11 protein-coding genes and 1 pseudogene are annotated in these 11,083 nt (G+C 68.8%); 4 read left to right on the forward strand and 8 right to left on the reverse strand.

Annotated features, from left to right (window positions below):
* Positions 1-461: 461 nt before the first annotated feature.
* The 6 genes from ACFVGY_RS36935 to ACFVGY_RS36960 all read right to left on the reverse strand — a co-directional run bounded on the left by ACFVGY_RS36935 (position 462) and on the right by ACFVGY_RS36960 (position 4,552).
* Positions 462-656, reverse strand: coding sequence for a hypothetical protein (locus tag ACFVGY_RS36935; protein WP_385686736.1), 195 nt, complete (start codon positions 654-656; stop codon positions 462-464).
* Between the two features lie 106 nt (positions 657-762).
* Positions 763-1,035, reverse strand: coding sequence for a transposase (locus tag ACFVGY_RS36940; RefSeq protein WP_385686739.1), 273 nt, complete (start codon positions 1,033-1,035; stop codon positions 763-765).
* 298 nt (positions 1,036-1,333) lie between these two features.
* Entirely contained in the window at positions 1,334-1,921 is a 588-nt protein-coding gene (locus ACFVGY_RS36945) for a hypothetical protein (RefSeq protein WP_385686742.1), read from the reverse strand.
* Positions 1,922-2,658: 737 nt separating this feature from the next.
* Complete coding sequence (locus ACFVGY_RS36950; protein WP_385686745.1) at positions 2,659-2,826, reverse strand: matrixin family metalloprotease; 168 nt, start codon at positions 2,824-2,826, stop codon at positions 2,659-2,661.
* A 121-nt stretch (positions 2,827-2,947) separates the two neighbouring features.
* Positions 2,948-3,097 carry a hypothetical protein gene (locus ACFVGY_RS36955; RefSeq protein ID WP_385686748.1) on the reverse strand — a complete coding sequence of 50 codons (150 nt, stop codon included), beginning with the start codon at positions 3,095-3,097 and terminating at the stop codon, positions 2,948-2,950.
* Positions 3,098-3,295: 198 nt separating this feature from the next.
* On the reverse strand, positions 3,296-4,552 hold the full coding sequence (locus ACFVGY_RS36960) for a serpin family protein (RefSeq protein ID WP_385686751.1): 1,257 nt from the start codon (positions 4,550-4,552) through the stop codon (positions 3,296-3,298).
* Between the two features lie 1,539 nt (positions 4,553-6,091).
* On the opposite strand from ACFVGY_RS36960, the gene ACFVGY_RS36965 reads away from it, so the two are divergent.
* The 3 genes from ACFVGY_RS36965 to ACFVGY_RS36975 all read left to right on the forward strand — a co-directional run bounded on the left by ACFVGY_RS36965 (position 6,092) and on the right by ACFVGY_RS36975 (position 7,962).
* Positions 6,092-6,346, forward strand: coding sequence for a type II toxin-antitoxin system Phd/YefM family antitoxin (locus tag ACFVGY_RS36965; RefSeq protein ID WP_179175958.1), 255 nt, complete (start codon positions 6,092-6,094; stop codon positions 6,344-6,346).
* The gene (locus tag ACFVGY_RS36970) at positions 6,343-6,594 is read left to right on the forward strand and encodes a type II toxin-antitoxin system RelE/ParE family toxin (protein WP_385686754.1); all 252 of its coding nucleotides are present in this window, start codon (positions 6,343-6,345) and stop codon (positions 6,592-6,594) included. The genes ACFVGY_RS36965 and ACFVGY_RS36970 overlap by 4 nt, the downstream gene beginning before the upstream one ends.
* Before the next feature lie 216 nt (positions 6,595-6,810).
* A complete protein-coding gene (locus ACFVGY_RS36975; protein WP_385686757.1) occupies positions 6,811-7,962 on the forward strand; it encodes an ISAs1 family transposase in 1,152 nt (383 codons plus the stop codon).
* Positions 7,963-8,090: 128 nt separating this feature from the next.
* Here the strand turns inward: ACFVGY_RS36975 and istA are convergent, their stop codons facing one another.
* Both istA and ACFVGY_RS36985 read right to left on the reverse strand, forming a co-directional pair.
* Positions 8,091-9,686 (reverse strand): IS21 family transposase, encoded by a 1,596-nt coding sequence (istA, locus tag ACFVGY_RS36980; protein ID WP_385686763.1) that lies wholly within the window; start codon positions 9,684-9,686, stop codon positions 8,091-8,093.
* Between the two features lie 158 nt (positions 9,687-9,844).
* The gene (locus ACFVGY_RS36985) at positions 9,845-10,195 is read right to left on the reverse strand and encodes a reverse transcriptase domain-containing protein (protein ID WP_385686760.1); all 351 of its coding nucleotides are present in this window, start codon (positions 10,193-10,195) and stop codon (positions 9,845-9,847) included.
* Positions 10,196-10,973: 778 nt separating this feature from the next.
* On the opposite strand from ACFVGY_RS36985, the pseudogene ACFVGY_RS36990 reads away from it, so the two are divergent.
* Positions 10,974-11,083 (forward strand): annotated as a pseudogene (locus ACFVGY_RS36990) (IS5/IS1182 family transposase); the annotation flags it as partial.

Here is an 11,083-nt window from a genome sequence, read left to right on the forward strand (position 1 = left end):
ATCATGAGTCCTCTTCGTTGAGGGCCGGAAGGTGATGCGGCGCGAGTGCGCCGGTGCGCGTTCACTCAACCGGCGCTGAGGGCCGAACACGCATGCGCGCCCCCACGAATGTCACGCACGGAAAGATGTTCGATGCAGACAGTAATGCGCGACCAGGTGTCAAATGGGGAATGACCTGCCCTTTTGGGCCACACTTCATGACATGACACCGACAGGATGTCTAACCGGAGTGGCGCACCTCACAAACGGGGGGCAAGGGTTCACTGTCTGTTTCCCGCCAAGGCGTGGCCGATTCCGTCACCCGTACGCACTGCACGCCTGAAGTGGGACGCCCTGTACAGCGCATTGAAGCGCCGCAATCGAGCGGAGCCGGCGCACCGTCCGAAACGACGTCGGGTTCGGGAAATGCGCGGCGGCTGAGCTCGCACGGCGGTCGCTTTGCCCCGCCGCGCTCCCCAGTCTCAGTCCACGACGTACGCCTTCTCCATCACCATGAAGGGCGCGTCGGCCAGGCCCTTGATGTACGGACCGCGCCAGAGCACACGGTGCTCCTGAATGCTGGGGTACCACTGCCGGACCTTGTGCATCCGTACCGTCCAACGGTGGTGGTACACCCGGCTCGTCCCTCCGCTCTCGGACGCGCGCTGCGCGGACAACTGCGCCCCCACTCCTCGTCGACCAGATCGACCAGGAGGTGCCCGGCCGTACGGGCGGCTTCTTCCAGCGCGGCGCGGACGGCCTCGGTGACCAGTTCCAGCCGGGTCAGATCGCGCACCGCGCCAGGACGTGGGTGGAGTCTGTGCGCTGGGTGGTGCGCTCGCGTACGAAGCCGGCCTCCTTCAGGCGTGCGAGTGCGAGGTCGAGGAGGCGGTCGGCGCGGTCGTCCCGGGTGAGGCGCTCGCGGAAGTCGGCCAGCACGCTGTGGTGGAAGGCTGGGTCGTCCAGCTCCATGGCCAGGGCGTACTTGAAATCGATGCGGCAGCGAACCGCCTCGGCCGCCTGCCGGTCCGACAGGCCGAGCAGGAACTGCAGCACAAGACGATGGCCAGCTGGGCGGGTGAGATGCCGGGGCGGCCGTCGCGCGGGTACCAGTCGGCGAAGTCCTCGTCGCACCACAACCCGTCGAGGCGGTCTCTTACCCACATCGCTGTCGTACCGCCCAGGTTGCTCGCCCGCGCCATCTGCACGGTCAGAGAAGGGACTTGCTCACCAGAACGGGCACGCAGTGACAACAGGCACCTCGACAACCGCATCAGCCTTCGGAACTGCCCTGAACATGCCCGCAGATCACGCTGCCGCGCCGGGAGATTCCAAGATCCCCGACAGAGTCAAGCTAGGCCCCGCTCTCGGCGGTCTCTCTGGCCGGAGGGGCGGAGACGACGACGGGGACGCCGAAGGACAGGAAGTCCGTCACCACGGTGGTGGCGCCCGCTGTCTGGGACAGCCGCACGGGCACGCCTTTGCCGTCCACCCAGACCTCGGCCACCATGTCGACACCGTTCGGGACCACGCCGTGCCAGGGCCTCTCGGCGTCCTGATGTAGCTTCCCCAGCGGGATGGTCGCCTTGTAGCGGGTGGCCGACCTGCCGTTCACATCTTGTTCGCCGACCCGGGCGACGTCCTTCGCCGACGTGAGGGCCGTGATCGCGGAGACGGCGTTCTCCGGCCCGCCGAGGGCCTCCGCGTCGGACGCCTCCCTCACCTCCGCGGCCTTGACCTTCAACCAGCGCTTGCCCTCAGGGTCGTCCTCGGTCTCGTAGAAGTACGAGTCCTGGACCAGGCGCACGGCGGCGGTGCCTCCCTTGCCGGCTTCCTCCAGCGCTGAACCGGCCGGCTTCCGAGCCTCCATGGTGTACCCGTTGGCCCACGAGTAGGCGCCCTTGATCTCCACCGGCCGGCCGCCGGTGTGTGGCGACGTCACCCGTACGCTGACCTCGGCCGCCCCTGCCTTCGCCACGGCGTCAGCCGTCTTCCCAAGGGGCCCGGCGGCGTCCGACTCCGCGGAACACCCCGCCACCCCCGCCCCCGCGAGCACCAGCGCCGCGAGACCACGCACAGCCCGCCCTGCCTTCACAACCCCACCCCTGCCGTCAAACGGTCGACCACTTGCTGATCATGCACCCACTGTCATGAACGGACCAAATAGAGCGCCCGGCGCCCCCTGGGTGGCGCTCAGCAGCCGCCCGTCGCGTCGCGCGGCCAGCGGGTCGGCCCGTAGAGAGCTTCTGGACGGCTTCGATGTCCACAGCGGAGAGTTCGCGCCTTCCGTCGCCGCCGGAGGCGGTCATCACGGAGTCGGTGTCGGTAGTCGTGTGGCCCAGGCTCAGGGCAGGGCCGATCTCGTGCACCGCGGCGGCCTGGAAGCGGTGAGCAGGCCGGGCCTGTTCGTCCACGTGGGGGCTCGTTGAAATGGACGTCGCCGGCGAAGGATTCCGGTGCCGCCGCGGACGGCGCGGCCAGGCATGCCCGAGCACCAACGGGTTGTCGCCGAAGGGCGGCGTACCGAGGAAGGCGGGCGGATCGCCGTCCTCGCGGACGAGGAAGCCGACGAGATGTCCACGCGGTACCGCCGCGTGAGCGCCTGCACGGCCCGCCCCTGTGTACGGTCGAAGGCCGGTCCGAAGCGGACGGCCAGGGCGAGCGCCTGCACGGCACCGCTCACCGCGAGCGGCGGGGACCGTGCGTGAACGTCAGCGACGTCACCGCGGCCCAGGTGGCGAAGGCCTGCGAGACCGCGGGCGTCACCTGTGCCGGTGACAGATCGGAGTTGCGGCGCATGAACCCGTAGGTCAGGTCCGTGCGCGGCCAGGCTCGGATCGTGGGCACGGCCCGGGGCACCGCCGTCGTGCCGGGCAACAGGTCCGGCACCCCGCAGCGCGCCGGCGCAGCTGCGCCAGGGTGTGCTCGCCCGCCTCGCCGTCGGGTTCGAGCCCGAAGAACTCCTGGTTTACCGGCGCACTGCGTCGCCCCGCAGCTCGTCGTAGTGGTCGGCGCGCGGAGTGCGGCGGGTACCCCAACTGCGCAAGTAGGCGTACAGCGCCGCGACCTCGGGGCCGTGATCGCCCCTCTTCAGGGGCTGCAGCGGAGCCTTCAGCATCCGCGCCTCCCGGAGGCGGTGCGGTCGGCCGCCACACGAAGAACGGGCTCGGCCTCGGCCTCACGGGAGCGACGACCACGCGCCTGGCCCCCGCTCTGCAGCCGGGGGATCACCGCGGAGTGGTGCTGGCTCCACCCTATGAGCCACCCGAGCCGGCGCGACTCCGTGGCAGGGCAACACCGCCCGCTCACCCCCCGCCTACGCCCACTCCTCGTCCTCCCACTCCTCGTCGTCCCAGTCCTCCTCGTACTCCGCCTCGACGTAGGCGAGCGGCTCGGCCACCCACCCCGCGGCAAGCACGAGCCGGGAGGACCGCTGCACGGCGAGAAAGCCGAACGGCCGGTCGAACCGGACCTCGATGGTCCGTACACGGTACGGAGGCGGCGGCAGCAAGCCGCTGCCCGCCGCCACGCCGAAGGCGGTGACGGCGGCCGCCTCGAACCCCTTCGCGTGGAACCGCGCCATGGCCGACTGGCTGCCCGACTCGATGAGGAGCGGGTCGCGGCTGACCCCGGGGAAGTGTCCGGCGGCCGCGCGCGTGCGGGCCGTCTCCAGGCCGAACAGCCCGGCGTGTTCCAGGAGGTCGTGCTCGGCGTCGACGGAGAAGGCGACCGTGTCGACGCTCAGCCGCGGCTCGGGCCGGTACGCCGCCCCGACGCCGACCCGGAGTCCCGGTCCGGGCGTGCCCTCGGGCAGGGAGAAGCCGTCCACCCACGGCACGGCGCGGGTCGCGGCGGCGATGCCGCCGGCCAGCACCCGCCCGGCCGCGGCGTCCGGGGCGCCGAGAACGAGGTGGACGTCCACCCCTGCGTCGCCTACCACCTCCAGCACGGTGACGGGCCCGGCGGGCGTCCCCGCCACCCGGACGCGGTGCAGCAGCGAGGTCGTACGGAGCAGCCGCAGGACCTCCCGGCCGGCCCACGGACCCTCCGGGATGGTTCCCGGCCACTCCCGGAACGGCCGTATCCAGCGGAGCCGCAGCGCCAGGGCGGACGCCAGGACCAGCCTGGTGTGCTCGGTCAGCTGCACCGGCATCCGCTCGATGAGGCCGCCCGTCCGCGCGGACGCCCACTCGTCGAGCAGCTTGCGGTCGGCGGCCCGGTCGCCGGTGAGCCCACCCCGGGCCCCCTCGGGCAGCCGGGCCGCCCACTCCGGATCGAGCGGCAGGTCCGCCCGCGCCCACAACCCGGCGGCGGCCTCCAGACCCCGTACGCGCCCCAGCGCCGCCAGCAGCTCCCGGGCCGCAGCCGAGGCCCCGTCCGCGGGTATGCCGAGCGCCCCGGCCAGTTCCGCCCGGGCCGGGCCGCCCGCCCCGTCCGCCAGCAGGGCCAGGAGCGGCCAGACCCCGGCGGCGGTCAGCACGGTTCCGGTACGCCCGTCGGGCGCGACCGCGGCTTCGGCCCAGCGGCTGGTCAGCCGGTTGACCGCACGGACCGTCGAATTCCTCGCACTCATGCGCGGAGCCTACGGGGAGGCCGTCGTCGCCCCGCAACGGTTTTCCGCCCTCCGGCACCGCCGGCCGACGGGCGGCTCCGGCTCCGTCGTTTGGCGGCCTGCCGTACCTGGTCGTACACGACAACTGCTCAAGGTGCCGTGCCACCCACGAATCCAGGTCGGCCGGAGCGTCCATGCTCAGGGCCGCCCAGCCGGTGAGCCACCGCCCGGCCAGTTCCGTGATCGGCCGGGCGCCGGACAGCGGTGACGGGGTCAGAGCGCGCCCGGCTCGCCCCACGGCTTCCACCGCCCGCACGGTGTCCTCGGCGCCGGGAGCGAGGACCGGCATCGTGCCAGGGATGTCCTCCAGGCACAGCCACCACCAGCCCCCGCTCTCCTCAGGTGCCGACCACCACAACACCCCAGGGCCCACCCCTTCGGGAAGCAACCCGGGTGACGGTGACTTCGGCGGCGTACTGCGGCGCGAACGGGATGCCCGGCATCCATGCCCTTGAGAAACACACGCCGTCCATCCTCAAGGAGCATGCGGGAAGCCACCCCGGGAGTGAACCCACCCGTCTTCCCCTCGGCTTGAAGCACCAAGACCTCGAGACGGGACTCGACGTACGCGCGAACATCGGAAGGTAGGGACACCCACTCCGGCCGGACAGAAGTAGCAGCCACCGACGCCTCTCAGGAAGTCGAGGTGCCCGTACGGTAGCGCTCCGGCCACGCCGAGCGCGCCCGGGCTTCCTCCAGCGGGTCTCGTACAGAACCCGGTGGCGCCCGAACGTGCATCCGGCGCTTCCATGAAAAGCCGTAGTCGGCGCTGTTCTCGGGCGTGGGCTGGTCGGCAAGCGGGGCGACGGCTGTCACTGGCGGTACACCATGACCGCACTTTCCTGCTGACATCACGGTGCGTTGGAGTCGTCTGCCTGACTCCGCTGAGGGGCTGAGTCGTTCCTGGAGAAGGGGTGCAGGCTCAGGAGATCCCTGGCTGCCCTTCCCCGCATGCTGCTGGGGCAGATCAGCACGATCATCACCAGCAGGACGTAGGAGCCTGCCATGGTGCAGGCGAGGATGAGAGCGGCGCAGCTGCCGCTGTGAAGGAGATCGTAGATAGACATCGGATCGCGCGCCGAGTCGGAGGGGAGCGACCGGGCGCCAGGGCGCTCGCGGTCACGCGGACGGGCCAAAGGCGCTCGTTCGGTGTGAGAGTCACGGGAGGCTCCTTGAGTAGGAACGGGATGGGGCGGGTAAGTGGGCGACGCGCAGCCAGGCTGCACATCAATGACTTCATTGCGCCTGAACCACAGGACGGGGTCATGTCACGGAAACTCGTGACTTGACAGGCGCGCGGAACAGGAGGGGTGCGATCAGGAGAGTCGTGCGGCCGACGTGCAAGGGCCCTTCCTTCCGTCCGGCCCGCCGATCGTTTCCGGGCCTTCGCACCCAGCCATGGCCGTCTTCCGGTGGGACATTGAGAATGTGATCTCGGCAGGGCTGGAAGCGTCCACGTTCCGCGGGGCATGACAGCGCGCGAAGTGTACAGTTCTGTACATGAGTGAGACTCTGCCGATCACCGAGGCGCGGGCGAAGTTCGGCTCGCTGGTCCGCCGCGCGTCCCACGCGCGGGAACGCATCACGATCACCGACCACGGCCAGCCGGCGGCCGTGCTCATCAACCCCCAGGAGCTCGCCGACCTCGAGGATGCCCTGGCCCTGGCCCTGTACCGGGAGCGCCAGTCCGCCGGCGCCGCGCGAGCCATCGCGCATGACGACGTCCGCGCCCGCCTCGGTCTGGAGCGTGGGTGACGTACGCGATCGTCTGGGACGAGACCGCCATCGACGCGGCCGCCCGGTTTCTCAAGGACGACCCCGTCGGGCTGCGGCAGCTGATGGACGCGGTCGACCTCCTTGCCGACCAGCCTCGGCCTGAGGGCAGCACCCCTTACGGCTCCCCGGATCTGCGTCGGATGCACGTCGGGCTCTACCGGGTCCTGTATGAGATCACCGAGGTCACCGTCACCATCGTGGTCATCCACATCGGCCGCCTTGGCTGACACGGCGTAGGGCTGGACCGATCGAGGTCCGGCCCTACGCCATATCCATCCGGAAGCGTGCCCGACCGCCACAGGGCTGATTCAAAGTCGTGGTGATCTTGTGGGGTGCCTGGTCACAGGGGCGTGACGATCGGTTCGGGGACCACGACGGATGCAACGAAGCTCCGGTTGAAGACGGATGACCTTGCCAAGTCGCCGTTCTCAGCCGGAGCTTCGATGTGCCGTCAGTCTGCCACCGTCTGCTTGATCAAGTCGCCGTCGCGTCAGCATCGTGTGCTGCCGTCGCTCGTGGACCGGCTGGCGGTGCTGCCCGATCCGCGCCGGCGGCGTGGAGTGCGTCACCCGTTCGTGACGGTGTTGCTGGTCGCGGCGTGCGCGGTGACAGCCGGTGCCCGCTCGTGGGCGGCGATCGGTCAGTGGTCCAGGGCGGCGCCGCAGGACACCCTGGCCCGGCTCGGCGCTCGCACTGCCGGGGCACTTCGGGTGTGTGTCGCGCCGTCGCTGTCCACCATCCGCCGGGTCGTGATCGCGGTGTGTCCGGGCGGATTGGCAGACCTGACCGGCCAGGACCCTGCCGGGGCCGACACCGTTGCGGTGGACGGAAAGTGTGCCCGCGGCTCGCGTCACGGTGCCGTCCCGGCCATGCACCTGCTGGCCGTGATGACCGGCGACGGACGCACCGTCAGCCAGTTGCCCGTGCCGGACAAGACGAACGAGATCACCTGCTTCGCCGCCCTGCTTGCGCCGTTCGACCTGCGTGATGTCGTGGTGACCGCCGATGCCCTGCACACCCAGACCGCTCACGTCCGCTTCCTCGTCGAGCAGAAGCAGGCGCACTTCCTCTTCCTGGTCAAGGCCAATCAGCCCGTCCTGTTCGCCGCCCTGCGCTCACTGCCCTGGAAGGAGGTGACTGCGCGTCGCTACGACCGCGAGGCCGGACACGGCCGCCGGGAGACGAGAGCCACCCGGGTACTGACCGTCACCGGCCTGGGTCTGGACTTCCCCCACGCCGTCCAGGCCGCCCGGATCCTGCGCTACCGCGTCGACACCGCGAGCGGCAAGTGCACCCGCGAGACCGTCTACGCGATCACGGACCTGACCTCGGCCGAAGCCTCCCCGCAGCGGATCTCCCAGCTGGCCCGGTCACAGTGGACGATCGAGAACCGACTCCACTACGTCCGGGACACCACCTTCGCCGAGGACGCCTCGAAGATCCGCACCGGCCACGGACCGGCGAACCTGGCCACCTTCCGCAACCTCGCGATCAACGCACTCCGGGACGCTGGGCACCGCAACATCGCCGCTGGACTCCGCGAGGCGTCCTACGAGCCCTTCACCCGTCCACTCAAGCTCCTGGGCATCAGCTGACCAGCACCACAACAAGATCACCGCGACTTTGAATCAGCCCTGGGCCAGGCGGGCATCGAGGGTTTCCAGCATCCCCGAGAGTCGCAGCGACTTCAGCGACTCACGCAGGGCAGAATCCATCACGCTCATCAGATGCTTCCCTCAACTTCGCCGTGGACCTGGTCGTCGTGGAGCTCATCCGCCGTCTCGAACGGGGCGACGGAGGCGAACAGCCGCTTGGGCCCGTGGAGGAAGGCCGCGGCTCCCGCGTCCCCGCTAAATTCGGGCTCCGGATCGGTCTCGGTGCCGGCGATCAGGATGCCCTTGATGGTCCGGTAGGACGGATCTCCGACCGTGATGGCCCTCGCGCAGGCGGCCTCTAGCCTCGCGTCGCCGTACTTCTTCTTCAGGCCGAGGATCCCCTGGGCGGCGCGGAGCCGGTAGAGCGCGTTGACCTCCAGCAACTGGTCGACGACGGTCCGGCAGGCGTCCCCGACCTCTGATGCCTGGGTCCGGCACCAGATCGGCGTGCGCATCTGGAAGGCGATCTTTTCCGGTGGGTAGTCGGTCCTGTCGGTTCGTTTTCCCTGCTCAAGTGCCACGTGGGTCTTGACCAGGTCGCCGTCGAGGAAGACCTGGACCATCGTGGCGGTCGAGCGGACATCGACCCGGCGGCCGATCAGTTTCCAGGGAACCGAGTAGAGAGTGCGTCCGACCTTGACGTGGATGTCCGGCCCGACCACCGCCGTCGACCAGCGGGCCAGCACGAAAGGCGTGGGCGGTAGCGGCAGCAAGGTCTCGGCCTCGACGGCCTCGAACACCGCCATGGGTGCGGCTCCCTGCAGCGGCCGGCACTGGCGTCGGCCCGCCACCTTCTGGCTCCAGGTCACAGCCTCGGCCTGCATGTGCTCGATCGAGGTGAACTCCCGACCCCGCCAGAACGAGTCCCGGATGTAGGGCATCGGCCGCTCGACCCGCGGCTTGTCCTTGGGCCGGGCAGCACGGGCCGGATCCACCAAGGCGCCGTAGTGGGTGGCGAGCTCGGCATACGCCTTGTTGATCTTCGGATCGTAGAGATCAGGCTTGTCGACCCCGGTCCGCAGGTTGTCCGGCACTAGCCGGCGCGGGACGCCCCCGAAGTAGCGGAAGGCGGCGACGTGGGCCTCGGTCCAGGCGTGCTGGTGCAGGTAGAGGACCGGGCGGACGAACATGTGCCGCGAGCACGGCAGCACCATCACGAAGGCCCAGATCCGGTGCCGCTTGCCGGTCTTCGGATTGGTCCACTGGCCCAGGTGGCCGTAGTCGATCTGAGCCTCCGAGCCCGGCTCGACGTCATCGCGCAAGACGGTGACCTGCGACCTTGTCGTCTCGTCCGGGAGCGTGGCATGCACCCAGCGGCGGAACGAGGAGATCGACACGTCCAGCTTGTGCTCGTCCCGGAGCCGCTGGTGGATCGTGGAGACGGTCACCGTCCCCAGCAGATTCTTGATGTAGTCGCGATGCTGGTCGATCTCCGGCCACGTGATCTGCCGCAGCCGCCGGTCAGCGAGTTCGGGAAACCAGCCCTTGATCAGCTTGCCCCAGTCGGCCTCACGCATCGGCGGCCCGCCCGGCGTGATCCCGGACGCCTCCGCCGGCTCCAGGTACTTCCTGATCGTCTTGCGATCCACTCCCAGCGACGCAGCCAGCTCGCTCTTCGAGCGGCCCGCGTACCAGTGGACGTAGATCTCGGTGATGTCGACCACGACGAACGTTCTCCTTGCCATCCGGGCTGACCATCGGCCTTCCGAACCACAGGCCCAGGGCCGCCCACACGCCTCCGCGATGACCAGGTCCCTCGATCCCGAACTCCGTCGTACCCATGGCCAATTAGGAGAAGTCGGGATGAGGAATTACATGACGCTCAAACCACCCGAGATGGGGAAAAACGTGAACGCTCACACACATACAATTTCACCCAAACGGCGTCGGTGTGAGCTTCCACCGCCTTGACCAGCAGGTCCCAGGGCACGCTGTCGAAGAACTTGGTGATGTCGAACTCCACCACCCAGTCCCGCTTCCAGCAGCGCTCCCGGCACTTTCCCACCGCGTCTAAGGCGGACCGTCCGGGCCGGTATCCGTAGCTGTCAGGGTGGAAAATCGGATCCACCCTTCGCATCAGATGCCGGGCCACCACGGTCTGGGCCACGCGATCGGCGACAGCTGGAATGCCAAGCATTCTCGTGCCGCCGCCATGCGGCTTAGGGATCTCCACCGCACGCACCGGAGGTGGGAAGTACGGCCCGACGACATTCGGTTCCAGACCTTGTACAGATTGTCTTTCAGGTCCTTCTCGAAGTCCTCGATACTCTGCCCATCCACACCGGGTGCACGCTTGTTAGCCCTGACTTCCTCCCATGCCTTTTTGACCTCCCACTTGGAGATATCAAACGGCTTGATCTGAGACTTCAACTGGCCCATCGCACTCCTCCCGGACGCAGTCCGGTTGATGTGATCAACACAGTCACGAACGACCCGGCCTCTTCGCTCCACCCCCGTTACAGGGGCTTCGTCACTACTACGAGCCGGTCCGCCAGCAGGCCCCGCGTCGGTACTCGACCCCTTGCGGTGTCCGCCACTTGGGGCACTCCCTCTCCCCCGCGACATGGCGGGGCGTGTCGGGACCTGCCTTCTCCTGTTCCATGCGAAAGCAGCAGACTGGACTCGCGTCGCCTACATGCCGGACACCACCTGGCCAATAGACGGGCACCCGCCAGGCTCATCCCGGGATTCTGGTCACACCCCGGTTTCGATGCCACCTTAATCTTTTTCGACACGTCAGCAGCGATTCACTTGCGTTCGCCTTTCCAGTCCCCACCTGACGCCTCTCACGACGCCTTTTCCTCATCGCTCACCACGACGGTCTTCAGCCAGCGCAGCATGAGGCGGTTTGGAGCCTCCCCCCGCAGGGCGACTCCGAAGGGCCAAACCTTCATCTCTCGCACAGCACCATTCCCAGAAGTTGTCCTACTACCAACTCCCTTTCATGTTCAGGACACAAGACCAGTAAGATCCATCTTGCGGCCGATAGGCGCTGCCGCCCGCTGGCGTTCGTCCTCACGCCCGGACAGGCCGGCGACAGCCCGCAGTTCGTTCCGGTCCT

The organism is Streptomyces sp. NPDC127106 (genome assembly GCF_042677605.1).
GTDB lineage: Bacteria > Actinomycetota > Actinomycetes > Streptomycetales > Streptomycetaceae > Streptomyces.